Below are 26,927 nucleotides of genomic sequence, written 5' to 3'. Positions count from 1 at the left end.
GCGACACGCGTCCCCATGAAAGGTCGGTGATGTGGAGGAGTCCGTCAACGCCGCCAAGGTCGATGAAGACCCCGAAGTCGACGATGTTCTTCACGGTACCCTGCAGGACCTGCCCCACTTCGAGCTGCGACAGAATCTGCTGGCGCTGCTCTTCGAGCTCTTCCTGAATCAGTTCGCGGTGCGAGACCACGATGTTCTCGTTCGACGGATTGAGCTTCACAATCTTGAACTCCATCCGCTTCTCCAGATACGCGTCGAAGTCGCGTACCGGACGCACGTCGATCTGCGAACCGGGGAGGAACGCTTCGAGTCCGTCGAAGAGCTCCACGATCATACCGCCCTTAATACGGCTGACGATCGTACCCTCGATGATCTCTTCGTTCTCGTAGATCTCTTCAATGCGCTGCCAGCGGCGTACCTTGTCGGCTTTCTCTTTTGAGAGCACCAGCTGACCTTCGCGGTCTTCTTTGTGGTCGAGGTAGACCTCAACGGTGTCGCCGCGCTGAATCGACTTGCCAAACTCGTCGCGCGACACGATACCGTCGCTCTTATAGCCGATATCGATCACAACGTGATCTTCCGTGACCTTTAGCACACGCCCCTGCACGATGTCTTGCTCGCGCACATCAATGCTGGTGCGATCAACCAACTCCCGGAACTGGTCGTACACCGGGTCGGCCGTCTGCGAACGCTCGTACTCTTCAAGTTCGTCGAGCGATATCGTGCGCCCAACAACCTGTCCGGTAAAGCCCTGATTCTCTTCGGTCCGCTCCAACTCATCGAGCGACATGGTCAACCCGGGGGCATCGACCTGTGTCGCATCAAAGTCAAAGTCGTCGCTGGTCGGCATGCCAATTTCATCCCCGGCTGATTTCACCGCTTCCGCCAGCAGGCGGTCAACGTGTTCCGGAGGAGGATCCCGTTCTTCAACTTCTTCGGCAACGGCTTCTTCATCCGTGCCTTCGTCATCATCTTCTGCTTCGGCGGCATCCGCTTCCACAGCAGATACGGGCTCGTCGGCAGCATCGGGAAGTGCGTCAGCCGATGTCGGATCCGCAGCAGCCGTTTCGGCAACCGCTTCTTCCTCTTCGGCTTCAACGACTTCCTCAACAACTTCTTGGGATTCGGGGGCTTCTTGGGATGGTGCTTGCTTTTCTTGTTCGGCCATATAGGTTGAGAAACGAGGAGTAATTGCTTTACGATACTGCAGCCCGTACTTGTTCGGGGGCGCTTCGGCACATAAAGCGGGTGTGAGCTGGGTCAGCGGGCCAACACGGTGAAAAATTACGAATAAGGGTCTGCCGGCCGCAGGCGAATCGCTGACATGCCCCTTAAACACCCTATAACATTATCAGAATACATTATAGAGATGATTCGCGGGGCATTTCGCCATGTGCGTCCGGAAAACGGTCTAATGGGATGCGGAGACGTCCGTTCCCGCTTTTGCGCGCTCAATCAGCGCTTCAATGGCTTCCACCTGTTCTTCGAATGAAAGTGACGTCGTATCCAGCACAACGGCATCGTCAGGGCGTCGTAGCGGAGCCAGGTCGCGCGTGCGATCTTTCTCGTCGCGGGCGCGGATCTCTTCGCGCACATCCTCGAACGAAGCTGACGTCTGCTGTTCCTCGTATTCTTGCATCCGGCGCCGCGCTCGTTCTTCGAGACTTGCATGCATGTAGATTTTGAGGTCGGCTGCCGGAAAGACCACCGTGCCCGTGTCTCGCCCGTCTGCCACAACCCCGCCTCGGCTACGGCTCCACCGCGCTGCAATATCGCGCTGCAGCGGAAGCAGCGCCTCACGCACCGCTGAAAGCGCCGCCACCTGGCTCGCCATGTCTCCCACGCGCGAGGTGCGAATAGCATCGCTTACGTCGCGGTCGCCTATCAGCACGCGCAGCGTGTCCGACGTGCTGAAACGTAGGTCGATAGAGCAATCGCTCAGCAGCGCATCCGCGTTCTTGTTGGTGGGAGACGCATCGGCCTCCACAAAAACAAGCGCAACGGCCCGGTACAGCGCCCCGGTATCCAGGTAGCGAAAATCAAGACGCTCGGCAACTTCTTTGGCTGTGCTGCTCTTTCCGGCCCCAGCAGGCCCATCAATAGTGACAATCATATGTAGTTTTTTATTGCAATAACGGACTACAGTGTGCTTATCGGGCCGCGCGCCCCACGTCGCTGTGCACAATGGTGATCGGCTCGCCGTAGCGCATCGGGCCTATCGGCGTGCGGATCGTGGGATCGGCGGTAAATCGCACGTTGGTGGGCGGCCCCTCCCCTGCTACCGACAGCGCCAGCCCCACAAGGTCGCTAACGCCCCCGTCGAAGAAGTCGATCAGGTTCAGCTCTACCGGAAACCGGATATCGGTCGGCACGCCCGGCTCAAGCACCGTCTCTTCCTGAAACGTCCCGGCGATGGTCTCCCGATCGTTCAGAAAAAGCGTCCAGTCGAGCTCGGTAAGGCGCGCACGTACCGAGTTATCGTCCGGGTTCGTCCCCTCAATCACAACCGCAAAGGAGAGCGGAAGCTCGCCCCGGCGCACGGCGTTCCCCAGGTTCAGCAGCTGCACCGGACCCAGGTCGTCGACGCTCTGCACCCGGTTCAGGTCGATGCCCGCCAGGCGCGCGTCGGTCACGCGGTCGAGCCGAAAGTCAACATTGCGCAGCTGGGCCACCTCGCGCAGGGTCTGGCACGCTGTAAGCGTCGTGGCCATTACTACGAGCAGCAACGCGCCCACAAGAACACGAAGCCGCATATCCACAAATAACGAACGCATGGTCAAGAACAATATGAAGGGAAGGAATACGAAACGGACGAATCAGGGCCTGCGTAGGTGAATGCATAACGGGGCGGTGCCAACCATGTGTCATACCAGCTATCGGGCGTGCGGTGTCCCCGCACCGACCACGAGCTCGCCCTCTCCTGCTTCAATGTGTAAGATTTCGGCGTTATGCGCAAACTTGCTTGGGATGAAATCGACCGCCCGGCCCCGAGCGAACTCGAATCTCTGCCTCGCCATCCGGTCGTCGTGATTGCGCACAACCTGCGCTCTATCTATAACGTCGGTTCTATCTTTCGCACCAGCGACGCCGCTCGCATCGAGCACCTCTACCTGACGGGCTACACGGGTACCCCGGCCCACAAAGATATGCAGAAAACAGCGCTCGGCGCGCAGGATCTGGTGCCGTGGTCGCACCACGACGACGGACGCGCCCTCGCCCGGCGCCTGCAGTCCGACGGGTATACCCTCGCTGCGCTGGAGCTCACCGACACCTCGCAGCCTCCTGCTTCGATAAGCGCCCCCGATTTTCCGCTCGCGCTCGTTCTCGGCAACGAAGTGCACGGTGTAGACGCCGACCTGCTCGCCTGCTGCGACCTGGCGCTGGAGTTGCCGCAGTATGGGGCCAAGCAGTCGCTCAACGTGGCGGTCGCCTACGGCATCGCCATCTACGACCTCGTCCGCCGCTACCGCTCACTCGCCTCCCCTACCCCGGCATGACCGACGCCTCTTCGCTTACGTTCGACTTCCCGCCGACTCCCGACGCCGCGTGGCTCGACCAGCTGCGTAGCGATCTCGGGGATGACTTTGAGGATCAGCTTACCTGGCAGCCCCTCGAAGGCATCGACCTGTGTGCGTTCTACCGCCGCGCCTCCACGGAACCGCTTCCGCATGTAGACCGGTCTGCTCATGGCGACCGGCTTCGCGCTGCCCCCAACGACTGGACCATCGCTCAGCGGCTTCCGCTGGATGCGCCCCACCTGCTCGAACGCATCGCGAAGGCGCTGGATGGCGGCGCAGAGCGCATCGTCGTGCACGCTTCGTCGCAGGCTGTTCAGCAGACTGTTCAGGGGGATGCGCACGGCCTGCCCCTGTCGTCCCTTCGCGACGGCCTTGCGGCAGCAGATGCTGACGGTGCCGCGCTGCATCTCGATGGCGGACCCTCGGCGCTGGCCCTGGCCGTCCAACTCCGCGACGAAATTCCTGCGCCCCTCCTCTACGTAGACCCGTCTATGCAGGAGGCCTTTTCGAGCTGGTCGCCCGCCGCCGCCTCGGCCTACACCGACTATCACGCCCCAGAGCCCGGCCCGCTCGTCGTGGATGCCCGCCTGCCCCACCGGGCCGGACTCCCCCTGGTCGATGAGCTGGCCCTGGCGCTTGCCAGTGCGTCGGAGACGCTCGCCCGACAGGGCGCAGACGCACTCGACCAGACGCCCCACGTGCTTGCACAGGTCGACACCTCCTACTTCCTGGAGATCGCCAAGCTGCGGGCGCTACGCCTGCTCCTCCCCCAGGTATTCGCCGCCTACGCCGACCTCCACGGCAGCGGCGCGGCGCTCGCGCCGGCCCAGGTAGAGCTCTACGTCGAGACCTCGCCGCGCTCGCATACGCTCTTCGACCCGCACGCGAACCTGCTTCGCGCTGCCACACAGGGCGCTGCAGCCGTCATCGGCGGCGCCGACCAGCTTGTCGTAGCCCCCTTCCGGCGCGACGACCACGACGAGACTGCCAATGCCGACCGGCTGGCGCGCAACACACAGCTTATCCTGAAGCACGAAGCGCATCTGCACCGCGTGGCCGATCCGGCGGCCGGCGCCTACTACCTCGAACACGCCACCGACCGCCTTGCCCACGCCGCCTGGTCTCGCTTCCAGTCGATCGAGGAGCAGGGCGGACTCACCGCGTGGGCCGCCACCGGAGCCCTCGCCGACGCTGCTCGTGCGGCACGCAGCACGCGGCGCGAGCGCATCGCCCATCGCCGCGATGTGCTCGTAGGCACCAACCACTACCCCGACCCCGACGCGCCGGTTACGCCTCCCGAAGACGGCTCCCCGCAAGACAGCTCTTCTGACGGCGCCCACCGGATCTTTGACATCGACCCGCCCGGGTGGGCCCGCCTGCTGCGCCGCTCCGACCCGTACGACGCCCTGCGACTGCGCGTCCAACAGCTCGACGAGCGCCCACGCGTGCTGGTCTGCCCGGTCGGAACGCCGTCCATGCGGAGCGCACGCGCCACCTTCGCGCGCAACATCGTCGGCTGTCTCGGCGTGGCGCTTATCGAGCCGCTTGGCTACGACACGGTCGGCGAGGCCCTCGCGGCGGTTGAGGAGCACGCGCCCGATGCCGTGGTCTGGTGTGCCGACGACGACACCCTGGCCGATCTCCTGCAGCAAGCCCCCACCGGCCGCCTCGATGCCGTTACGCTGGCCGCCGCCCCACCACACGCAGTCCCCGACGACGGAGCCGTTGACCTGCTGCTTCACCGCCGGGCTCCGACGCTGCAGCGCCTCACGTCGCTCACCGATGCGCTGGTGGAACGGACCCGCTAATACCTGCAAGCGCATGCCCGCACTCTGCTCGTACTCTACGCGGGATTGGCGAAAGATGTAGCGGTAGCAGCTTAATGGAAGGTGGTAGTTACGTGCACACCGCCGCCACAGCCCCCTACCGCACAGCACAAGGCACGTTTGGCCCTGCTGCCGGTATGGCTATCCGGTGTACGTGCTGGCAATCTCTTTTCATCCGGCCCGTTCGTCCGGCCCCGCAGCCCGCTCGGCAGGCGTGCTTACTGGCCACTCTGCTTGCACCACCCGAAGGCTCAATCAGCGGACCAATCAACGGCTCAACCGACTGCCTGACTAACTACCTGACCAACCATGCCTGACTCCGACTCTGCGCTCTCCGAGCACCGGGCATCCGGTCCGGTATCGTCGCTCAACCCGAACCTGAAGCGCCAGACGCGGCGCACCAAACGCTTTTCAACCCGCGACTACCTGCAGGGCATTCGCGACGGCGACCGCGTGATGCTGGGACGCGCCATCACGCTCATCGAAAGCACCCGCCCAGCCGACCGCGAGCAGGCCCATGCCGTGCTCGACGCCTGCACGCCCGCCACCGCCAACACCGTGCGGGTAGGCGTAACCGGCATCCCCGGCGTAGGCAAGAGCACCTTCATCGAAGCGCTCGGACTCCACCTGGTTGACCAGGGCCACCGGCTTGCGGTGCTCACCGTAGACCCGAGCAGCGAGCGCAGCCGCGGGAGCATTCTGGGTGATAAGACGCGCATGCCCAATCTCGCTACGCACGACCAGGCGTTCATCCGCCCCTCGCCCACCAGCGGCTCCCTGGGCGGCGTGGCACGCACCACCCGCGAAACCATTCTGCTCTGCGAGGCCGCCGGCTACACCCACGTCATCGTAGAAACCGTCGGCGTCGGGCAGTCCGAAACCGCCGTGCGGTCGATGGTCGACGCCTTCCTGCTGCTCGCCCTGGCCAACACGGGCGACGAGCTCCAGGGCATCAAGCGCGGCATCATGGAGATGGCCGATGTCATCGTCATCAACAAAGCCGACGCCAGTCCCGAGACCGCCCTCAACGAAACCCGCCGCACCCTGAAGCAGGCGCTGCAGCTGCTTCCCGAGCGGGCTACGAACTGGACGCCCCCCGTAGCCACCTGTTCTGCACTCCGCCAGCAGGGCATCGACGCCGTGTGGCAGTCCATCACCGAGTACGTTGACCATCTGCGCGACACCGGCGCCTTCGATGAGCAGCGCAGCCAGCAGACCCGCCACTGGCTCCGCGAAACCATCAACCACGCCCTTCAACAGGACTTCTACGCCGACCCGAAGGTGCAGTCGGCCCTCGGCGACCTGGAGTCCGATGTCGCTTCGGGCGCAGAAAGTGCCTATGCGGCTGCACAGATGCTAATCGAAACCTACCGGTCTACGTCATAACATCGGTTTACGTCATTACGCCACAACGTCTCTCCAGCCGGTCTTACTTTTTGAGCAGCGACTTATGCTCGGGATGCTCGTTGATGTAGTGCGCCACATACGAGCAGTACGGCACCACCGTAAGGTCGTTTGAGCGCGCATGCTGCAGCGCACGCTCCACCATGCGCCCGGCGATGCCCTGGCGTCGATAGCGCGGCGGCACGCCCGTATGCGTAATGCCCATCTTGCCGTCCATCAAGCGGTAGGTCACCACCGCCTCGCGGCCCTCCTCGTCCAGCACCGACACGAACCGCTGCTGATCTGCGTTGTGCTCTATCGATAGCGCACCCGGGTCGATCGGGTTCGACGTTGCATCATTCATGGCAGTCTGTGTATATCGTGCGTATCAAAGAAAGGGTGTACGATGTTGCAGGTATGCCCTACTCCGTCTGTAAGAAGGAGGTTCAACCATGCCGTGTATTTCTGTCGTTTAGTAGATGGCCGCTTGCATCCGTATACTGCGCCTGTACTGATGCGCCTGTACTGATATGAATGCAGTTATATGGCTGCCCACCACGCCCCGCCCTCTTTCCTCGTTGCCCGCTATGCGTGCCTCGCCTATGCGCCTACGCCCCACGCTCGCTGCCATCCTGCCCCTGCTTTTCGTTACGCTCCCCTACATGCTTCCGGCCCCGCCGTCTCTCGGGCCCATCCAGGGACTGCCAGCTGACTCGGCCTATGCCTCGCTGGTGTTGGATCGCGACACCTTTGCTCTTGATGTGACGACCTGCGACCTGTCGGGCGAGGTTGACGACACCACCGCTACGCTGCACGCCACCCAGCAGGCCCCCGGCGCAACGCTCGATGTCGAGGTCACCCGCTCTCGCCTGCGCGGCAGCCTCATCCAGCGGATTCGCGTGGCTCTGCGCGATGGCGATACCGAACGCATGGCCCACGTCGCCGAGCATGTCTACGGACTCGGCGGCTGGCACGCCCTCTACGGCGGCCCCGAAGCGCCGCTGCTCGCCATCCAAGGCGACACGCTGCGTGCTACCGGACGCTTCGCCCCTGCCAACCCCGACGCAGCCCATCCCGATACGCTACGCGGCCAGCTATATGCTGTATGTCCGTAATCTCTCTGCAGCACCGAAGGCTGCGCTACCGTACTTCAGGGAGCGGTTCAGGGGGGATGCGCAGATCTGCTTTCAGGCGGCACGCTTCTATCCTGCATCTGAACGTTCCTGTTTTCAGATGCACAACTACCTTTCTTTGCAATAACGGACTTAACCGAGCGTGCCTCTCGCGCTGTCAGTCAAGAGCGCCCCGATGAGCGACCGCGCCATCCCGTAGACGCCGGGCGCCTCGCTGGCACGGGGCCCCGCCACGTTGAGCGTCCGAATGTGGCATGTCGTGATCCAGCTTGCAACCGCAGCACGCGCGTTCGCATCCCCCAGCTGGACCACCCGACAGGGCTTGCGCTGCTGCTCGGCTACCTGCTGCGTGAGAGCGGTGCCCCCCTCCACCGCGCCCCTGTGCACGATAAGCGTGCCGTCGCTGTCGCGCACGTTCCATGCCGTGCGCTGGGCGTACGCGTGCGAGGGCGTTTCGGTGAGTGGATAGCGCGCAGGAATCGGGCCGTCCTCGGCGCGGCGCCCCCGCGGGCACCAGCCCCCTACCGGAACGCCCGCCTCCAATGCGGCATCCAGCGCCGCCCGGTCCACGCCCGTCTGTCCGCCCGACACGATTTTCTTGATGGTCATGGGTTCACCACCTGCATAATCATAATAGGTAGTGGGTAGACGCTAAGTGATAAGGCTATCGTAGAATGTAGGTTTGTCTTGTTCGAACCCCCTCTCCCTTCGGGTTTCTCCCCCTTTTCCAAGGGGGAGATGTCGATAGACAGAGGGGGTTGGGCTGGCTCCGATGATGTCGGCCATATGACAATCACTTACCATTGAACCGCTACCTCATAATATAGTATTGTGCGCTGAAACAGAGCCTGCGGCGTGCGCGGTTCACTGCATGCTCTTGTGTGCGCTCCGCATCCGCGCAATAAACACGTTACATGGCAGATGGTGCCTCGGAGGAACGCACCTGACGGGTATGACGTGACGTTGTACGGAAGACGCATCGCGAGCGCGTGTCCTGTCTCGTGAATAGATTGTATATCTTCGTATATCTACCCGCCAAACACTGCATCCGCCTATGAGGCTGTTTGTTGCCCTGAACGTACCGACTGACCACTGGCGCCTGGATCTGCCCGAGAGCATTCCGGGCGTCGACGCGCGCTGGGTCGTCCCCGACCAGTGGCACGTTACGCTACAGTTCATCGGCGCGGTAGACCGGAGCGATCTCGCGCGCTACAAGGACGCCCTCGCCTCGATTGAGGCTCCCCCGGCTGTGCTGCGCCCGTACGGGCTCGACGTGCTCCCGCGCCGGCATGCGCCCCGTGTGCTCACAATCGGCGTAGACCGTACCGACTCGCTGATGACATGCCACAGCGCCGTTCAGCGGGCAATGTCGGCCATCGGCGTAACGACCGAGCGCCAGGAGTTTCGTCCGCACGTCACGCTCGCCCGCCTGCGCGACGATGCCGACGCCGAGGCCGTGCACCAGTACCGCACGAAGCACACGCGCCACGCTGCCGCACTGCCCGCGCACACCGCCCCCGCCGTGCATCTCTACGAGAGCATCCAGACCGAAAACGGAACCACCTACGACGAACAGCTCACCGTTCCGCTCATGCACTCGTGACTGCTGAGGAAGACTTTTCAGAAGAACATTCCGAAGAGGCCACCACTCATACGGTCCAGCTTCGGATGCGGGCTGGGCGATGATAGCGCTTGGTTCCGTGTTTATACTCAATGGGATACGGGGTATCGCCGTGAAACTCAACCACATCGGCACGTCCCACGAGGCCAAGCCGGTCGGAGTAGAGCGGGAGGCTTCGTTCTACCCTGATGCCGTCATGGGCCTCATGCGTAACCGTATCTACCCGCTCATGGTCACGATTGCCCCTCAGGGTATAGAGGTTTTCCTCATAGCTCTGCTCCACATGAATCAGCGCACACTGACGCGGACAGTACGCGTAGTGCTCTAACGCCGAGATCATGATGCGTTCATCATCGGTCCATTTCATGGGTCGGTATTTGTGCTGATGTATAACCCGCACCCTCCCGTTCGTGAATGGACTGTCCGGCTGAACTCGATCACTTACCCTTTTAAGTGTTTGTTTGAGATTGCTTTATCATGAATCGCGAACCCCCGCCGGTTTTCGCACTGATAGGGGTTCGCGATTGCTCTTTTTGGGCTTCTTTGGTATAGCTTGCACGAGAACATCCCACGGCAGATCCGTGCGCGAACACCGTTGACGCACGTCGCAATAGATCATGTGGGCTTGCTCTACCAGTGGTTGGTTTCGGAACTGGAGCACTTCGGTGGACGCAACGCCGTTCGCCAAGTGCATCGTGTAAATGCCGACATGCCCGATGCGCTTACCGACCTTTCGTTCAAGGCGAAGGTGGATAAAGACAGTTTATAACAAAAAAACCTGACAGGTCTTGGAGACCTGACAGGTTTCATCCTCGCGGAGCTGGGATAGGGCTCCGTAGATCAGCCTGTAGCTGCGTAACGACGAGACCATCCTCATTTCTTTGACCTCCACGTCCAACAGCTTTGGTTCTATTCGTTGACAACGACATCGTCCTCAAGTTGGCTGCCTGGGACCTGTGGAGATCGTTGCGGGCCGCATTTGAACCTCCTTCGGTGGATATCGGGGTATTAGCCCTCCGCCTAACAACGACGCATGCGGAGTTGGTATCAGGTCTTGCTAACAAAGAGGAACCATACCGGTGTAAGCATCATGATAGCGCCATCCGGCACACACTCCCTTGCCAAATGGCTGACACAATCATGTCGCGCACTCCGCTCCCTTCAGCCGCCGAACAGGCTACGGCTCCCGATGCCTCCCCGATGGAGGCGATCGCGCTCATTCGGGAGGGCGTGCCGTCGGAGGTTCTCACGCATATCAAGCAGGCGCTGGATCTTACGGATGCCGAGCTTGCGCGCGTCGTGCGTATTCCAAAGCGTACGCTAACGCGCCGTAAGAAGGACGGGGGGCTGCGTCCCGATGAATCGGAACGGGCGCTGCGGATTCTTCGGATGGTGCGTCATGCCAAGGCGGTGTTTGGCACGACCGAGGATGCCCGTGCGTGGATGCACGCGCCCAACATGGCTCTGGGCGATGAACCGCCGCTTCAGTTTGCGGATACCGAGCCCGGCGCCCGGCGCGTCGATCAGCTGCTCGGACAGATCGAGCACGGTGTGGCACTGTAGCGTATTGCTTGCTCTCTTGCATATCTCTGCCGCGTTTGACGTATCTCCCGTTACCTGTTGTGACTGAATCGATTACCGCATGGCGCATCACGCAGGCCCAATATCAGGATACGGCTTTCAGCGGGACCGGCGCCCGAATGTACGGCGGACGGTTTAACAGCGTGGGAGTACCGGTGGTGTACACAGCCGAGTCGATTGCACTGGCTACGCTGAAACTGCTGGTGCGTGTCAATCAGCGCAAGCATCTCAACCGGTATGTGCGTATGTCGGTGCGCTTCTCAAGCGAACACGTCACGGTGCCGGGTTCGCTTCCAGCGGGGTGGGATGCCCATCCGTATAGCTCCGTCAGCCAGTCTGTAGGCGACGAATGGGTGCGCTCGCAGCGGTCGCTTGTGCTGAAGGTGCCGAGTGTCGTGGAACCGATGGAGTCGAACTACCTCATCAATCCACTGCATCCGGATTATAGTGAACTGGAGATTGGAGACGCTACTCCGCTTCGACTGGACTCGCGCCTGTTGAACGGTTGACCCGTATCTGCTCGGTTGGCGGATGCGCGGGCTGTACGCGGCGGGCGGTCTGGTGGGCGATGGGAACGGGCGCCTGGGCGATGTCGGCTGGGGCGGGGCGTGGACGGTTCGGGTAGCGAGATGTCTCTTCACCCGGGCGTCGGCGGCCCGCTTCCCTCCTGCCCTGTGTCGCGCGCTGGCGCTGCGGGGAACGATACTTGACAGTACAAGGGCCATTTCGTAGAATCTTATATGCACGTCTTCATGATATCGCGCAGTGAAAGCGGTTCCGGCAAAGACGCGCACGGGGGTCCATTCCATCTCAACCAATGCAAGAAGCGAGCCATGGCCAATACGTACGAGGAGGTCTACCAGCACTCGATCGAGGACCCTGAGGGATTCTGGAGCGGGGTTGCCGAGGATGTGCACTGGTACAAAAAGTGGGATCAGGTGCTCGACACGTCTGATGCGCCGTTCTACCGCTGGTTTGTCGGCGGCGAGCTGAACACGTGCTACAATGCGCTGGATCTGCACGTAGACCGGGGGCGTGGCGACACGGTCGCGCTGATCTACGACAGCCCCGTCACCGACACCATCAAAAAGTATACGTACGCCGAGCTGCGCGATGAGGTGGCCCGGTTTGCGGGAGTGCTTGCCGAGCAAGGCGTGGGTAAGGGCGACCGGGTGGTCATCTACATGCCGATGATTCCCGAGGCGGCCATTGCTATGCTGGCCTGTGCGCGTATCGGAGCCGTGCACTCGGTGGTGTTTGGCGGATTCGCAGCCAAGGAGCTGGCCACGCGCATCGACGACGCCGAACCGAAAGCCATTGTGTCTGCGTCGTGTGGCATTGAAGGCTCGCGCATCATTGAGTACAAGCCGCTCCTCGACAAAGCCATTACGCTGTCGGAGGTCGAACCGGAGACGTGCATCGTCTTCCAGCGTCCGCAGGTCACGGCCTCGCTCGTTGCGGGGCGCGACCACGAATGGCGTGCGCTGATGGCGGAGGCTGCCCCTGTAGACTGCGTGCCTGTAGCCGCCACCGACCCGCTCTACATTCTCTACACCTCGGGCACAACCGGCAAGCCGAAGGGCGTGGTGCGCGACAACGGCGGGCATGCCGTGGCGCTAAAATGGACCATGAAGGCGATCTACGACATTGACGAGGACGATGTCTGGTGGGCGGCCTCGGACGTAGGCTGGGTGGTGGGCCACTCGTATATCGTGTATGCGCCGCTCTTTAAGGGATGCACCACTGTGCTCTTTGAAGGGAAGCCGGTAGGCACTCCCGATGCGGGCGTGTTCTGGCGCGTGATCTCGGAGCACGACGTAAAGTGCATGTTCACCGCCCCCACCGCCTATCGCGCCATCAAGCGGGAGGATCCGGAGGCGAAGCTGATCAACGACTACGACATCTCTAATTTCGAGATTCTCTTCCTGGCCGGCGAGCGCTCCGATCCAGACACCATTCAGTGGTCTGAGAACAACCTGGACGTTCCCGTGATCGACCACTGGTGGCAGACCGAAACCGGCTGGGCCATCGCCGCCAACTGTATGGGATTGCACCACTTCCCGGTTAAGTACGGGTCGGCCACCAAGGCAGCACCGGGGTGGGACGTGCAGGTTCTGGGTCCCGACGGCACGCCACGGAGTCCCGGAGAGATTGGCGACCTCGTGGCCAAGCTTCCGCTCCCTCCGGGCACGCTCAGCACGCTCTACAACGCCGAAGCCCGCTACAAGGAAGCGTACCTGCAAGAGTTTCCGGGCTACTACAAAACGGCTGATGCGGGCTACATCGATGCGGATGACTACATCCATGTGATGGCACGGACCGATGACATCATCAACGTGGCCGGGCACCGCCTGTCTACGGGCGCGATGGAAGAGGTGCTAGCCGATCATCCGGACGTAGCTGAGTGTGCGGTGCTGGGCGTTGTGGATACGCTTAAGGGCGAGGTGCCGGTGGGCTTTCTGGTGCTCAACGCGGGCGTCGACCGCGACCCGCAGGAGGTGGTCGACGAGGTGATTCAGATGGTGCGCGACCGTATTGGTCCGATTGCTTCGTTTAAGAAGGCGACCGTTGTTGATCGACTGCCCAAAACGCGGTCGGGGAAGACGCTGCGCGGTACCATCCGAAAGATCGCGAACAACCAGCCGTACAACGTTCCAGCCACCATCGACGACCCGAGCATCCTGGACGAGATGGCTGATGCGCTCGAAGAGATCGGCCTGGCCAAGGCCCGAGACGAGGAGGCGTCCTGATTGAGGAGCGACGTTTGCGGAATCATCTGCCGCGAGACCACCGGATGCGGGTGAGGGCGAAGTGCCGTCAACGAAGCCGTGTCAACGAAGCCGTCGTGCTGCGTACAGGCTGTACGCGGCGGGATGTTCGGTAGGCGATGGGAGCAGGCACCTGAGCGATCTCTGCGATGGCAAGGCGCGGGCCGTGCGGGTAGCGAGATGTCTCTTCAACGAAGCCCTCAGCGATCCGCTTCCCTCCTGCCCTGTGCTATCGTGCTGTACCGCCTGTGTCTTAGCGCAGCACGACCGAGAGGGGCAGTCCGCCCGAGCCGTCGAGGCGAGCGCAGTGGGCCAGGAAGAGCTCGGCCGTGGCTACCGCATCGGTGAGGGCGTCGTGGGCCGGATACGGCGGCAGGTGGAAGCGGCGGCGCTGCGCGTCGAGTCCGAGATCGGCGTCGGAGGCCGACCGTGTGCCGCGCTCGATGAGGCGGCGTCCGAGCGGGACGGTGTCGATAACGGGCACGAGCAGGGGCGCGCCGAAGAGCGACCGGCAGGCGGCGTTCAAGAAGCCGGTTTCAACCGGGGCGTGGTGCGCCAAAAGAACGCTTTCTGACATATCTTGCAATAACGGCTCCACCGCGTCGCGGAGCGGGACGGCCTCTCGCAGCGAGGCGTCGACGATGCCATGCACGGTGGCGCTGTGGTCGACCGAGCCGTCGATCTGCACGAAGACGCGCTCGGCCCGGGCCAGCCGCACGCGTCCGTTCTCGATTGGCACCCACCCGATCGACACGATCTGGTCGGTGTGCGGATCGAGACCGGTCAGCTCCAGGTCGACAGCGATGATGCGGACCTTGTGGACGGGCGTACTTCGGCCCGGATACGGCGCTGCGAGCACGGTGCAGAGCGGCTCCTGCACGGCGCCACGCCGCCACCACCATCGCTGCATGTCGAGCCAGAGCGAAGAGAGCATAGAGGGATGCCGGGCGGCTATCGGATGAAGTGAGTCTGGTAGCGCTGGTCGAGAGCCGACTGCATGCGACGGGCGATCTTGAACGCGTCTTTCAGGTGGCGCTGCTCAAAGTCGGAGAGCGCGTCGGGGGCGACGTAGCTGTCGGGAGGCGTGCCTTTGCGAAGCTGATGGGCCTGGTGCCGCATACGCACCGAAGCGATGAACGACCAGGCATCGGTGAGGTCGTTGGCATCGGAGGAGGCGAACGAACCGGTTTCGCCGAGCGCCTGCAGACGCTCCAGCGTGTTTACGGGCGCAAGCCCCCGGTCGAGCGCATGGATGCGGGCCAGGTCGACGATAGGGACGAGTCCGTTCAGCTTCAGGTCGAGCGTTTTGGTTTCGCCGCCGTGGCGCTCCAGCACAAACTGCCGGAAGAAGCCGAGGGGCGGGGTGTGCTTAAGCGCGTTAACCGTGAGGCTGGCGAGGAAGATGGACTGGTCGGGGGTGCGGTTGAGCACGAAGCGGTGCAGGTTGTGCCCGAGCTGTACCGCTCCGGCCACGGGGCGCCAGTCGAAGAAGATGCTGGCATGCATCAGCGACTTGGGATGCGGCTCCTCCATCCAGTCGCGGAAGTAGCGCCGCCATGTCGACACCGGCTGCCGCCAGCGATCGGTCGTCGCCATCACGTCGCCCGGACAGTACTCGAACCCGCAGGCGTCGAGTCCGTCGCAGACGAAGGCAGCGAGGCGCTCGAAGTAGAGCCCGTGCTGGATGCGGTCGTAGTCGTCCGACAGCACGAGGGCATTGTCCTGGTCGGAGTGGATCGACATTTCGTGGCGGGCCTGCGAGCCGAGGGCCATCCACGCAAACGGGATAGGCGGCTGCCCGAGCTCGTCGTACGCCAGCTCGATAAGCCGCTTCGTGATCGCGTCGGCCACGGTTGTGATGGCGCGCCCCACATCGGCAGGCTGTGCGGAGGCCTCGACCAGGTGCTGCATGAGCTGCGGCAGCCGGTCGGCTACCGCCTGCAGGCCCTCGACCGAGGTCTGCTTCCAGACGTCCCCCACCAGGTAGACCGGGTGATCGGCCTCCAGGCGCATCAGGTCGGTGGTCGTCACCATCCCCGCCACCTGCTCGCCATCGACGACGGGCAGGTGGTGCACGTTGTGGCGGCTCATGGCGAGGAGCGCCTCAAAAACGTAGGCGCTGGCCTGAATCGTGATCGGCTCGCGGGTCATGATGGTGTGGCACGGCGCCCCGGGGTCGTGCCCCTCGGCCACAACACGGTTGCGCAGGTCGCGATCGGTGATGATGCCAAGCGTTTCGCCGTTCACGACGATGATCGAGGATACGCGGGCCTCAGCCATCTGGCGCGCGGCGTCTCGAATGGAGGCACCGGCATCGACGGTGACCGGTTCGCGCGTGATGAGGTGCCGGATGGGCGTCGTGAACGCCTGCTGGGTCTGCTGCTCACGGATGGCGTCGCGCAAGCGGTCGGCGTAAGCACGGTTGAAGAAGCGGTCGACGGTGGGGTGGTCGCTGCGCATCGCATCGAATGCGTCGGCCGGAAACTGGTAGAGCAGCGTGTCTTCGATGGTGGTGGCGCGGCGCTGCGCAGGAGCATCGGTGAGCAGCGCCGGGTAGCCAAAGAAGTCGTGCGTATCGAGGCGCGCCACGAGGCGGTCGGTGTCGTCGTGCAGCTCCACAGCGCCCGAGCGGATGAGGTAGAGGGTCTCGGGATCGGCCTCCAGCGGCAGCACCACGGTGCCCTCGGGCGCATAGGTGATCTCGATCTGCTGGGCGATGCGGCGCTGAGCCGCGTCGGGCAGCGTGTCGAACGGCGGCGTGTCGCGCACAAAGCGCAGCACCTCGGTCACTTCAACGGGCGGCGTAGACATAGTCGTCAGGGGGTCGTGCAGGGAGGCGTGCAGGGAAAACCTGTGAGCAGGATACCGGGCACGGAGCGATGATTGTGGTCGACGGCTGTGGACGATGGCTGTGGGCGTGGTTCGCGGGTTGCGCTTCGGGCGCACCTCACGGGCGCAACGCGTTCAACGATTGCCTCACAGACACACCCCCCAACATACAGCATACCTGCGACTATTGCATCCGGATGGGCGCGTACAGGGGACTGCGTTGTATTGGAGAATGCCTGCATGAAAAGCGCTTCCGAAGCCAGGCACACCTTACTTTTGCGCTGGCCGTGCTGGATACGCGCCTGCTCGTTGTGCCGGACACGAACGCTTGGCAGACCGGTAGGTCACCAGCCGATCATTGATTCCCCTTCAGCGTCACCGCGTCGTTGCCGAAGAGCTTTTTCACGCCGCGCATAAAGCCTGACGTGGGCTCGATCACAAACTTACGGCTCCGCAGGCGCTCCGGACGGCGCAGTTCGGGCGCGTGCACGTCGAAGTAGAGCGTGCAGTTGCCCCGATGCTCCGTGCACAGGTCGCGCAGCCGGTTCAGCATCGGACGATCCAACGCGGCCGCGTCAACGTCCAGGACCACTTCGTTGACCATGCGCTCACGCACTTTCCACATAGGCATCACGTCTTGTACAATGACGGAGACGGACGTGCCCCGCACCTCGGCGTTGCCCTTCACCAGCACCACGTCGTCTACGTTCAGGTACGGCTGGATGCGGTCGAGCACGCTGGCAAAGCACACCAGTTCGCCCTGCCCCGTAAAGTCTTCGACCTTGGCAAATGCGATGGGCTTGCCGTTTTTGGTGGTACGCCGGTTTACCTCGGTAATGATGCCGCAGAACGTACGCACCGGACCGCGGTTGCGCCCGTCGCCCCCGCTGGCGTTTGCAATCGCCTGCTCCAGCGCCTCGGTGTTGCCAAAGTGCGCACTCGCGAAGGCCTCGGCTTCGGCCGTATACTCGTCGAGCGGATGGCCCGACACATAGACGCCGATCACCTCATACTCAGCTTTGAGCCGTTTTCCTTTGGGCCACGGCTCCACGTCGGGCAGCGACGGCTCCATCTCATCGGCCCCCACCCCGCCGTCTCCAAAGAGCGAGTTCTGCCCGGCCGCCCGGTCGGCCTGCACTTTTTGTCCATAGCGCACGGCCATGTCGACCGCGTCGAGAAGCTGCGCGCGGTGCCCTTCAAGTTCGTCGAGCGTCCCCGCCTTCACAAGCGCCTCCAGCGTCCGCTTTCCTGCGGTGCGCAGATCCAGGTGCTTGGTCAAGTCCCAGATCGTATTGAAGGGCCCGTGCTCCTTGCGCGTCTCGATAATAGCTTCGACGGCGCCCGTACCGGCACCCTTGACGGCCCCCATCCCAAACAGGATGGCGCCGTCGTCGACCGTGAACTGTACGTCGCTGCGGTTGATCGAAGGCGGCAGGATTTCGATTCCCAGGCTGCGCGCCTCCTCCAGCACCACCGTGAGCTTATCGTTGTTGCCGATTTCGTTCGTCATGGCCGCCGCCATGAACTCCGCCGGATAGTGTGCCTTCAGGAAGGCCGTCTGGTAGGCCACGATCGAGTAGGCCGCGGCATGCGAGCGGTTAAACCCGTATCCCGCAAACTTCGCCATGAGCTCCCACACCTCCTCGATGGTCGCATCATCAACGTCTTGCGCGCGAGCCCCCTCCACAAACTCGCCTTTCATCTCGTTCATGATCTTCTCCTTCTTCTTCCCCATCGAATTGTGGATCACCACATCCGAGGCGACGAAGTTAGCGTGCGGAGGCACGGCCAGGTCATAGACCCGGCGCGTTCCTACGGGTTCAATAGATACAATGGGATCCCACAGCACCTCTCCACGGGCAATATGCTGCAATTCCGAGCTATCAAATGCCTCGCCGAGTGCTTGCAAACGATGGCGGCTGAGCTTGCGCGATGGTGACGAGAAGTTAAGTCCCGACGACAAACTACTCCCTGGAAGTCCAACCTGCTCGCCTCCCTCTCGCCAAGAGCGCCCACTGGCATACTTTGCCCGTTTCACCTCATGTGTAACCGCTGCAGGCACATTGTAAATTGAGTGGCTACGCTGTCGTCCTGACGCCTGGTTCGCCAATCGGCGCAGCGCTTCTTTCTTTGCCCCCACAATGTACGGCCCTACCGCCGATGCAAACTGAAGAACATCGCGTTGGTCGGTTATGAGCAGCTCATAGTTATCTCGGTGCGTCGTTTCGCGCGCACGACGTACAGTTGGAATTCCAAGACGAAGCAGCAGATGGGCAAGGTCATCGCGCAGCGTAGCGCTGGACGTGCTGTACGAGATTCTGGTCTTCTCAATCGAGCCATCAGTGCTGAACAGACAGCCTACAAAACAGGCTAGCCGTTCAGGTGTGTACCGGAAAACCTCCTCAGGAATACGCTTTGACTCGGCGCGTCCGATGATGCCGGTTTCCCGAACCAGAGCCGTGATGGGATTTTTGGCCCCTTCCTTCCCACGGGCTGTCACGGTTTTGACGCCGGTTTCTGCATGCTCGTACGTCTTTGTTTCGACGCCAAGCTGTGCTACAGCATTTTTGTACGCTGTAAGAACCGCAGGATCGCTGTTGTAGAACCGTGCCGTGGCATAGCCTTGCCGCTGTACCGTCTGTCCATCCCCGATTAGGAAAGCAATTGTCTCCACGCGTGCCCGCTCGGGCGCTTCACGTCCCGCTACCGGTAGCACGGAGGGCACGGCAATGGCATCCCCCTCCGACAGGTCAGATAGGTGTGCCCATCCGCGTACGGTGCGGAGCGGGTGGTTTTCGGTGAGTGTGATTTCACGCCCACTGCGTGTGGTAACGCGATAGACGGGTTTGCGTCCGTTGTCGAACCGTTCCGTAACGCGGGTATGTGTAAGCTTGTATTCATCATCGAGTGTCAGGATGGACATCCCCGGTTCGACCTCATCGACACGAACCCGGTCTCCGGTATCCGCATCAACGACCCGTGTATCGCCCGTCACACAGCGGCGCAGAATATCCGCCTTCCCCAGCGTAAAGCCCCCCATCTCCTGGGCCATCTGCATCACCTGCTCCTGATAGACCGGGATGCCATACGTGGGCTCCAGAATCTCTTCGAGCATCGGATGCGGGTACTCGACCGTCTCCTCGCCGTGCTTCCGGGCGATGTACGTGGGGATGTTCTCCATCGGCCCCGGACGGTAGAGGGAGTTCATCGCGATCAGGTCGTTAAGCTCGGTCGGCTCCAGCTTGCGCAGCCATTCGCGCATCCCGGTCGACTCAAACTGGAAGATGGAGACGGTTTCGCCACGCTGAAAGAGCTTGTAGGTCTCCTCATCGTCAAGCGGAATCTCGTCGATGTCGATGTCGACGCCATGCTTCTTTTTGATCAGATCGAGCGTATCGTTGATCACCGTCAGCGTTTTGAGCCCGAGGAAGTCCATCTTCAGCAGGCCGAACTCCTCAACCCAGTCGCCATCGTACTGGGTGGTCATGACCTTCTCGCCCTTGCTCTTCGACACGCTCACGGGCACGTAGTCGCTCACCTTGCCTGGGGCAATGATCACGCCCGCCGCGTGCACCCCGGTATGACGCGCCGAGCCTTCGAGCACGTCGGCGTACTGCATCATCTTGCGAACCTTGGGGTCATCAGCCTGCTTAAGCTGCCGAAACTCGGGCACCTCTGCATACGCGTCTTCGAGATCCACCCCGACGCCGTCAGGAATCATCTTCGCGATGCGATCGGCTTCGCTGAGGGGGATGTCGAGCACGCGCGCCACGTCGCGGATGACGGTCTTCGCCCCCATCGTTCCAAACGTAATGATCTGGCACACATTCTCGCGACCATACTCCTCGACCACATAGTCGATCACCTTTGAGCGCCCGCGGTCGTCAAAGTCAATGTCGATATCAGGCATCGACACACGCTCCGGGTTCAGGAAGCGCTCAAACAGCAGGTCGTACTTGAGCGGATCCACGTTGGTGATTCCCAGGCAGTAGCTCACGCAGCTCCCCGCCGCCGACCCGCGCCCGGGCCCTACGCGCACGTCGAGGTCGCGCGCGGCCTCGGTAAAGTCCTGCACGATCAGGAAGTAGCCTGCGTATCCCATCTGCTTGATGATACCGAGCTCGTGATTGAGCCGGTCGACCACGCGCTGCGACAGCGGCTCGCCGTAGCGCTCCTTCGCGCGCTCAAACGACACATGACGCAGATAGGCGTCCATGTCGTCGTCGAACTGGTCAGGAATCGGGTAGTGGGGCATGAGCAGGTCGCCCATGGGCAGCTCAAAGTCGCACTTGGCAGCCACCTCTGCCGTGTTAGTCAGCGCGTTCTGCTGAATCGGATCGGGCAGGTCCGAGAGGGCATCCATCATCTCGTGAGCGCCCTTCATGTAGAACTGATCGTTCTCGAAGCGCATCCGGTTTGGATCGTTGTACTGCTTGCCCGTCTGCAGGCAGAGCATCACATCCTGCGCCTCGGCGTCTTCCTGATCTACGTAGTGGACGTCGTTGGTACCGACCACCGGCACGTCGTACTCGCGTGCCCAGCGCACCAGCACCTCATTGCACGTCTTCTGATCGTCGATGCTGTGGTCTTGCAGCTCGATGTAGTAGTCATCGCCAAAGATGTCGAGATACATCTCGAACACCTGCCGGGCCCGCTCCTCCCCCTTCTTGAGAATCGTCTGCAGCACCTCTCCCTGCAAGCAGCAGGTGGTTGCAACCAGCCCCTTGTGATGCTCACGCAGCAGGTTGTGGTCGATGCGTGGCTTGTAGTAAAAGCCGTCGGTGTACGACTTTGAAGAGAGCTTGATCAGGTTCTGGTAGCCCTCCTCGTTCTTCGCCAGCAGCACCTGGTGGTAGCGCGTCTTGTCGGTCTTGTCGTGAATGCCGCTGGGCGTCAGGTAGAACTCGCACCCGATAATTGGCTGCACGCCCTTATCACGGGCTGTCGTGTAAAACTCCGGCACGCCGTACAGATTGCCATGGTCAGTAATCGCTACGGCCGGGATCTGCTTTTGCTTGGCCCGGTCGAGCATCGTGTCGATTCCGGCGGCTCCATCAAGCAGTGAGTACTGCGTATGGCAGTGCAGATGGCAAAATTCGTCGTGCATAGCGCAGGGGCGATTCGAGGGTCAGGAATGGTTGGCGCGAGGGGCCTACCAATGAAGCACATAGCAGGCGCAGGGTCAATACACACGGTATGAAATACTGGATACGGCGGGTACGGCTGTGCGCTGGGCTGCCACGCATGCTTCACCGCTTCCCTCTGGTGCGAACCTGCGCCTTGGTGTTCTCGTTGAGCATGCGCGCTCGCATCCTCAACCACCAGCCCCCTACCTTGCCCCCGTGCTACACATTCTGTATCTCGACACCGAGCACGTCAGCGATCCCCTCTTCTTAGACACGCTTGCGCAGCAGTTTCACAAGCACCCGGTCGGCCACCGGCGCACCCTCATCGTGCACGGTAGCAGCGAAAAAGTCGAACGCACATTTGAATCCGACGGCGTCTTTATTGAACGCGAAGACGGGCTCTTGCCTGTTGAGACCGAGGAGCAGCGCCGCCTGGTTGAACGCGACCTGCGCGAGACGAATCAGTCGATCGTGGCGGCGCTTACCGATCAGGTGGTGCCAACGGTGGGTGTGCAAGGCACCGATCGGCAGCTTCTGCATCGCACCGAGAGCGGCGCCGTAGAGGCTGCCCCTAACCTGGGCTGGCTGGATGCTCTGCTTAAGCAGCACGTTGTGGCGGTCGTCTCGTCTATGATTGATGCGCCCGACAGCCCCATCGCCGAGGAGGTGCCGCTATATGAGGCTGCGTCAGCACTCGGACAGTACTTCATGCGCAACGATGTTACCGATGCGCCGGTGCAGGTCGTTTTCTTCCACCCGGACGATACGCCCGGCATACGCGGCGAGAACGGCGCGATACGCGACCGTCATGCGCCGCCCTCTCGGTCAGACGACGTTCCCCATGCCGCAGCCCTGAGTCACCTTGCACAGGCGGGTATACCAGCCTTGATTACCAATGTACAGGCATTTTTCAGCGGTTCTCGCCCGGAAGGGACCGCGATCGTGGACCCTGGTTGAACGTTTGGGTAAATTGGCGTCAAAGATGCGCGCAAAAGCAATTGCCCCGAAATATGGCTTGAATGCCGTTGAAAGGGGTTTTATGTTTGTGCGCTTGAAATCAACGACCTTTCGTACCTTATCAAACGCTTAGTTCAGTTATGAGCACTTTTGAAGAACGCTACAGCCAGCTCACCGACCTCGTCGCCGACGCCGAAGAGGACCTCATGAAGTTCTATGAGAAGGAAAACAAAGCCGCTGGCACCCGTGCTCGCAAGAGCATGATGGAGCTGAAGAAACTGGCCCACGAAATCCGCCAGGAGATTCAGGATATCAAGAACGAAGAGCTGTAGTCGCATCCGGCGGTCCGGTCTTGCGCGCGCAACCATTGCGTGCAGCAGCCTCATGCGATGCCTTTGGGCTCGCATGCATACCGCCTGAGTGATAAAGGGCCTGTTCTGATTTCTTAATCTGGGCTCCGTGCGACTCCGCTGGACCGGGGCCAAACGTCATGCCCCTGGTGCAAATTGTCCCCGATGTCGGTCTGTAGTCCCACTACGAGCCTCTATCAAGGTCCAATTTTCGCCGCAGCGGCGCTCGCTCTTGCCGCCAACTCAACATCCAGACAGGCGCTACGACAAGCGTAATAAGGAGGTACGCCGTTATCACTTGGCGTACCTCCTTATTATTTTGTATTGTACGTATGTATCGCGTAGCTGTACGCGCAACTATACGCCTACGTCCTCCCCCACGATATTCTTGTGCATCATCCCACCCTGCCTGCCCATACCGGGCGTTCTCTTTATACTATCTGCCTCCACCCTATTTGCACACGCCCTGAATATGCCAAACCGCTGTTCACTGCCTTTCGAGTGTTCACTGCCTTTCGGGCCTTCCTCGCTGCGCCCCCTCCTCGCTGCACTCGTCGTGCTTACAACATGTCTCTCCCTAACTGCCATTCCGGTGAGTGCTCAGAACATGCCTTCCCCGCCCAGCGAACCCGAGCCGCCGAATGAGGAGGAGCCTCATCCGTGGACCTATGAGCTGGGCACGCGCCTCTCCGGGTCGCAGGCGGCGTACAGCAACTGGCAAGAAGGTGGCGTGAGTGCCATCTCCGTATCGGCGCTGCTGGATGGCGAAGCGCAGCGAACCACCCACTCGCTGACCCAGCTCTATCAGGCCCGCTTCCGGGTCGGGTTCATCAATCAAGAAGAGGAGCCCTTCCGCAAATCCGAAGACGTCATCCGACTGCAGATGGCGCTGCGCTACCTGGGCGACGACTTCTTCGAACGCTTCAACCCCACGTTCGCCTCCGTACTGCGCACCCAGTTCGCTAAGGGTTTCAACTTCAGCAGCGATCCGTTTCCCGATAGCGATCGTGAGCCCCCCGTCCTCGTTTCTGATTTTCTTGCCCCTGCGTTCTTTACGCAGTCGCTCGGTCTCACCTACGACCCGGCCTCCTGGTACACGCTCCGCTTTGGTGGGGCAACCAAGCAGACCATCGTTCGCAATGAGGATCTACGCGTGCTCTACGATGTGCCCGAAAATAACCTGCTTCGCTTTGAAGCCGGGGCGGAAGTCAACAACATCCTTGACGTGCGCATCATGGAGAACGTGCGCTGGCGCTCTACGCTCAATATCTTTCTCTCGTTCAACGAAGTCGAAACGCCCCCAGACGTAACCTGGGAGAACACCGTGTCGATGCGCATCAATGACTGGCTGAGCACCGAGCTCGAGTTTGTAGCGCTCTATAACGAAAATGTGACCGATGCCATCCAGATCAAAGAGGTGCTGTCGGTAGGCATTACGTTTAACCTGATATAGCTCCACGTCCCTCCACGACCGTCCCATAGCCTATGACCGTGCTGTAAGCCTATGACGCGCCCCTGGCTCGCTGCGCTCTATGTTGTCGTCGTTGCGCTGTGCTGGACGGTGCCGCCCCTCGCTACCCTGCACTATCCCGCAGGGGTCGTGTGGGCCGCGACTGCGTTTTTTGGGTCGGGATGGTTCGCCTGCCGCCTGTTCTCAGAGCAGCGCACCCCCGACCTGCTTCAGACGCTGAAGGCCCATCTGCCGCTGCTCCTGATTCCACTGGTCGGACTCCTCGTCCCTGGGCTCTGGCGCACGCATTGCGACCTGGTTGCCGGGTTCGGCTATTTCCTGCTGTTTCCGCTCAGCTCGGCCCTCTTTGCAACCGCCCTGGCCTACTGGATTACCAGCCGCACCGACCGGTACGCGGGCTGGCGCTTCACCGGCGTGGGCCTGCTCGTCATCGTTGGCGGCACGCTCTACGACCTGGGCCTGCACCCGCAGTTCTATACCTACAGCCACGTGTTTGGCGGCGTGCTCGCTCCCATCTACGACCGCTTTCTACCGTTTCATCCCGGACTCATCGCGTTTCGGGGCGTTACGCTGCTCTGGGTTGCGCTGCTCTGGGCACGTGGGCATGCAGTACGCTACGGCTGGTCGCTGCCCAGTGCCGGCGTTGCCGGACCGGTTGCGCTGGCCCTCGCTGCCGCGTATCTCTTCAGCGGCGAGCTCCGCATCAACACCACCACGCAGACGCTCCAGCAGTCGCTGCAAGGCCACCACCCCACCGCCCACTTCGACGTCTACTACGACCCGGTCGACCTCGACTCAACCGAGGTGGCTACCATCGGCGAGGAGCTTGAGTTTGAGCGCGACCGTCTCATCCACGACCTCGGCGCCGGCCCGGAAGCGCCCGCCGGCATCCGGGTCTACCTCTACCCCGACGCCGACACCCGGGCGCGTCTCACCGGAGCCCATACCACCAGCGTAGCCCCTGTCTGGCTCGCACAGCCGCAGATGCATCTGCTCACCGCGCGCTACGCGTCTATGCCCCACGAGCTCGCGCATATCATGACGCGCCCGTACGGCCTGCCGATCGTTAACGCCTCGTGGTCGGTCGGCCTTGTCGAGGGCTGGGCTGTGGCCCTCGAAGCGCCCACGCGGCGCCCGCATCCGCACGACCAGGTGCTCGCCGTAACCCCCTTCGACGCCCTGCCCGACCGCGCTACGCAGGTCAAGCGCCAGTGGTCACCCGTTGGCTTCTGGACGGCCCGCGGCGGCGCCTCGTACACTGTGTTTGGGTCGTTCATCCAGTCCGTCGCCGATCAGCACGGGCACCCCGCCATCGCCGATGCCTACGCCTCCGGACGCCTCGCCGATGCAACCGGATGCCCCTTCGAGGCGCTCACCGACAGCTGGATACATGACCTGCGCACGCAGCCCCACGTGAACGTCGACGCCCGCCCGGTCGCACAGCGGCGCTTTCGCATCCCCAGCTTCTTTGAGCTCGACTGTCCCTACGAGCCGGTCCCCGCCCAGGCTCGCTACGACGAGGCCCAGGACGCGCTTGCCACCGGCGACACCACTGCGGCCCTTGGCGCCCTGCATGCCGCGCTCGACCGGGCCCCCGGCTTCGCCCGGTCTCGCCACCAGCTCGCCCGCCTCTATCTCGACCAGCAGCGCCCCGATTCTGTGTACCAGGTTCTGGGGGATGCGGACGCCCGGGGCCCCACTGAATGGATGCTCGCTGCCACGGCTCACATGCAGCTCGACCGATGGGCTGAGGCGGCCCGTGCGTACCGCGCCGCTGAAACAGCACTCCCTCGCGCGTCGGTGGAAGCCCGTACCCGCCTCACGGCCCGCGCGCTCGACGCCGATGCCGCCGCCGCTGTCGAAGCCCCCGCCCCCGACTCCACCTGGCAGCAGCGCCTGCGCACCACCGAACAGGCCCTGCACACCGATAGCCTGAACCTGCGTGCCGAGCGCGATGCGGCCATCGCCACCATCCAGACATCCGACCTGCCCCGGGGCTGGCGCGACACCTGGACGCTGCACCTCCATCTGACTGCGGTAGCGTCTGCTCGCGACCGTGGCGACTGGCCGCTCGCACAGCGCGTTGCCTGCGAGGCCCGGGCGGCCGCAAAGCGCCAGAACGCGCCTGCTCTGAAACATACGCTCGCCTACACCGCCCGGCGGGCCCACTGGCACCAGACCGGCACCATCGGGGCTGCGTGCCCGAGCGAACCGGGTAGGTAACATATCGTTCAGCACCATATCGTTCAGCATGACCCATTGTCTTCGGTAGCGGCTCAATGATAAGTGATTGTCGTGTAGCTGACACTATCGGATTCGGCCCAACCCCCTCTGTCTACCGACATCTCCCCCTTAGATAAGGGG

General features: G+C 62.2%; 23 protein-coding genes. 14 read left to right on the top strand and 9 right to left on the bottom strand.

What is annotated here, in order from left to right:
* From PPP56_RS09275 to PPP56_RS09265, 3 genes are all read right to left on the bottom strand, one after another.
* Positions 1 to 1,168 (bottom strand): S1 RNA-binding domain-containing protein (locus PPP56_RS09275; RefSeq protein WP_353563760.1); only part of this gene is annotated, 1,168 nt, incomplete at its 3' end.
* 243 nt (positions 1,169 to 1,411) lie between these two features.
* A complete protein-coding gene (gene cmk, locus PPP56_RS09270) occupies positions 1,412 to 2,113 on the bottom strand; it encodes a (d)CMP kinase (protein ID WP_353563759.1) in 702 nt (233 codons plus the stop codon).
* Between the two features lie 37 nt (positions 2,114 to 2,150).
* Entirely contained in the window at positions 2,151 to 2,774 is a 624-nt protein-coding gene (locus PPP56_RS09265; protein ID WP_353563758.1) for a hypothetical protein, read from the bottom strand.
* 174 nt (positions 2,775 to 2,948) lie between these two features.
* On the opposite strand from PPP56_RS09265, the gene PPP56_RS09260 reads away from it, so the two are divergent.
* From PPP56_RS09260 to meaB, 4 genes are all read left to right on the top strand, one after another.
* Positions 2,949 to 3,497: an RNA methyltransferase gene (locus PPP56_RS09260; protein ID WP_353563757.1), complete on the top strand. Its 549-nt coding sequence runs from the start codon at positions 2,949 to 2,951 to the stop codon at positions 3,495 to 3,497.
* Positions 3,494 to 5,326 carry a methylmalonyl-CoA mutase family protein gene (locus tag PPP56_RS09255; protein ID WP_353563756.1) on the top strand — a complete coding sequence of 611 codons (1,833 nt, stop codon included), beginning with the start codon at positions 3,494 to 3,496 and terminating at the stop codon, positions 5,324 to 5,326. Before PPP56_RS09260 ends, PPP56_RS09255 begins: the two co-directional genes overlap by 4 nt.
* 155 nt (positions 5,327 to 5,481) lie before the next feature.
* Positions 5,482 to 5,661 (top strand): hypothetical protein, encoded by a 180-nt coding sequence (locus tag PPP56_RS09250; protein WP_353563755.1) that lies wholly within the window; start codon positions 5,482 to 5,484, stop codon positions 5,659 to 5,661.
* Positions 5,654 to 6,730, top strand: a complete 1,077-nt coding sequence (gene meaB, locus PPP56_RS09245; RefSeq protein WP_353563754.1) for a methylmalonyl Co-A mutase-associated GTPase MeaB — start codon at positions 5,654 to 5,656, stop codon at positions 6,728 to 6,730. Before PPP56_RS09250 ends, meaB begins: the two co-directional genes overlap by 8 nt.
* A 43-nt stretch (positions 6,731 to 6,773) precedes the next feature.
* Here the strand turns inward: meaB and PPP56_RS09240 are convergent, their stop codons facing one another.
* Positions 6,774 to 7,091 carry a GNAT family N-acetyltransferase gene (locus PPP56_RS09240; RefSeq protein ID WP_353563753.1) on the bottom strand — a complete coding sequence of 106 codons (318 nt, stop codon included), beginning with the start codon at positions 7,089 to 7,091 and terminating at the stop codon, positions 6,774 to 6,776.
* A gap of 223 nt (positions 7,092 to 7,314) precedes the next feature.
* On the opposite strand from PPP56_RS09240, the gene PPP56_RS09235 reads away from it, so the two are divergent.
* Entirely contained in the window at positions 7,315 to 7,842 is a 528-nt protein-coding gene (locus PPP56_RS09235; protein WP_353563752.1) for a hypothetical protein, read from the top strand.
* Between the two features lie 150 nt (positions 7,843 to 7,992).
* On the opposite strand, the gene PPP56_RS09230 is transcribed toward PPP56_RS09235, so the two are convergent.
* Positions 7,993 to 8,469, bottom strand: a complete 477-nt coding sequence (locus PPP56_RS09230; RefSeq protein WP_353563751.1) for a putative molybdenum carrier protein — start codon at positions 8,467 to 8,469, stop codon at positions 7,993 to 7,995.
* Between the two features lie 445 nt (positions 8,470 to 8,914).
* Between PPP56_RS09230 and thpR the strand changes: the two genes are divergently transcribed.
* Positions 8,915 to 9,463 carry an RNA 2',3'-cyclic phosphodiesterase gene (gene thpR / locus PPP56_RS09225; protein ID WP_353563750.1) on the top strand — a complete coding sequence of 183 codons (549 nt, stop codon included), beginning with the start codon at positions 8,915 to 8,917 and terminating at the stop codon, positions 9,461 to 9,463.
* A 46-nt stretch (positions 9,464 to 9,509) separates the two neighbouring features.
* Here the strand turns inward: thpR and cas4 are convergent, their stop codons facing one another.
* Complete coding sequence (gene cas4, locus PPP56_RS09220; RefSeq protein ID WP_353563749.1) at positions 9,510 to 9,848, bottom strand: CRISPR-associated protein Cas4; 339 nt, start codon at positions 9,846 to 9,848, stop codon at positions 9,510 to 9,512.
* A gap of 252 nt (positions 9,849 to 10,100) precedes the next feature.
* Between cas4 and PPP56_RS09215 the strand changes: the two genes are divergently transcribed.
* The 4 genes from PPP56_RS09215 to PPP56_RS09200 all read left to right on the top strand — a co-directional run bounded on the left by PPP56_RS09215 (position 10,101) and on the right by PPP56_RS09200 (position 13,812).
* A complete protein-coding gene (locus PPP56_RS09215; RefSeq protein WP_353563748.1) occupies positions 10,101 to 10,250 on the top strand; it encodes a hypothetical protein in 150 nt (49 codons plus the stop codon).
* A gap of 356 nt (positions 10,251 to 10,606) precedes the next feature.
* Positions 10,607 to 11,044, top strand: a complete 438-nt coding sequence (locus tag PPP56_RS09210) for an Xre family toxin-antitoxin system antitoxin (RefSeq protein ID WP_353563747.1) — start codon at positions 10,607 to 10,609, stop codon at positions 11,042 to 11,044.
* Positions 11,045 to 11,103: 59 nt separating this feature from the next.
* Positions 11,104 to 11,571, top strand: a complete 468-nt coding sequence (locus PPP56_RS09205) for an RES family NAD+ phosphorylase (RefSeq protein WP_353563746.1) — start codon at positions 11,104 to 11,106, stop codon at positions 11,569 to 11,571.
* A 324-nt stretch (positions 11,572 to 11,895) separates the two neighbouring features.
* Entirely contained in the window at positions 11,896 to 13,812 is a 1,917-nt protein-coding gene (locus PPP56_RS09200; RefSeq protein ID WP_353563745.1) for a propionyl-CoA synthetase, read from the top strand.
* A gap of 271 nt (positions 13,813 to 14,083) precedes the next feature.
* Here PPP56_RS09200 and PPP56_RS09195 read toward each other — a convergent pair whose 3' ends face one another.
* The 3 genes from PPP56_RS09195 to dnaE all read right to left on the bottom strand — a co-directional run bounded on the left by PPP56_RS09195 (position 14,084) and on the right by dnaE (position 21,766).
* Positions 14,084 to 14,764, bottom strand: coding sequence for an exonuclease domain-containing protein (locus PPP56_RS09195; protein ID WP_353563744.1), 681 nt, complete (start codon positions 14,762 to 14,764; stop codon positions 14,084 to 14,086).
* Positions 14,765 to 14,781: 17 nt separating this feature from the next.
* Positions 14,782 to 16,641 carry a putative nucleotidyltransferase substrate binding domain-containing protein gene (locus PPP56_RS09190; protein WP_353563743.1) on the bottom strand — a complete coding sequence of 620 codons (1,860 nt, stop codon included), beginning with the start codon at positions 16,639 to 16,641 and terminating at the stop codon, positions 14,782 to 14,784.
* A 373-nt stretch (positions 16,642 to 17,014) separates the two neighbouring features.
* The gene (dnaE, locus tag PPP56_RS09185) at positions 17,015 to 21,766 is read right to left on the bottom strand and encodes a DNA polymerase III subunit alpha (RefSeq protein WP_353563742.1); all 4,752 of its coding nucleotides are present in this window, start codon (positions 21,764 to 21,766) and stop codon (positions 17,015 to 17,017) included.
* Positions 21,767 to 21,884: 118 nt separating this feature from the next.
* Between dnaE and PPP56_RS09180 the strand changes: the two genes are divergently transcribed.
* The 4 genes from PPP56_RS09180 (at position 21,885) to PPP56_RS09165 (ending at position 26,786) form a co-directional block, all read left to right on the top strand.
* The gene (locus PPP56_RS09180; RefSeq protein ID WP_353563741.1) at positions 21,885 to 22,742 is read left to right on the top strand and encodes an acetylglutamate kinase; all 858 of its coding nucleotides are present in this window, start codon (positions 21,885 to 21,887) and stop codon (positions 22,740 to 22,742) included.
* Positions 22,743 to 22,882: 140 nt separating this feature from the next.
* Positions 22,883 to 23,074: a BF3379 family histone-like protein gene (locus PPP56_RS09175; protein WP_353563740.1), complete on the top strand. Its 192-nt coding sequence runs from the start codon at positions 22,883 to 22,885 to the stop codon at positions 23,072 to 23,074.
* Between the two features lie 625 nt (positions 23,075 to 23,699).
* Complete coding sequence (locus PPP56_RS09170) at positions 23,700 to 24,545, top strand: DUF3078 domain-containing protein (protein ID WP_353563739.1); 846 nt, start codon at positions 23,700 to 23,702, stop codon at positions 24,543 to 24,545.
* 51 nt (positions 24,546 to 24,596) lie between these two features.
* Complete coding sequence (locus tag PPP56_RS09165; RefSeq protein ID WP_353563738.1) at positions 24,597 to 26,786, top strand: tetratricopeptide repeat protein; 2,190 nt, start codon at positions 24,597 to 24,599, stop codon at positions 26,784 to 26,786.
* Positions 26,787 to 26,927: the final 141 nt, after the last annotated feature.

The organism is Longimonas sp. (genome assembly GCF_040409695.1).
GTDB lineage: Bacteria > Bacteroidota > Rhodothermia > Rhodothermales > Salinibacteraceae > Longimonas.
This window is presented reverse-complemented; position numbering and strand designations above follow the sequence as displayed.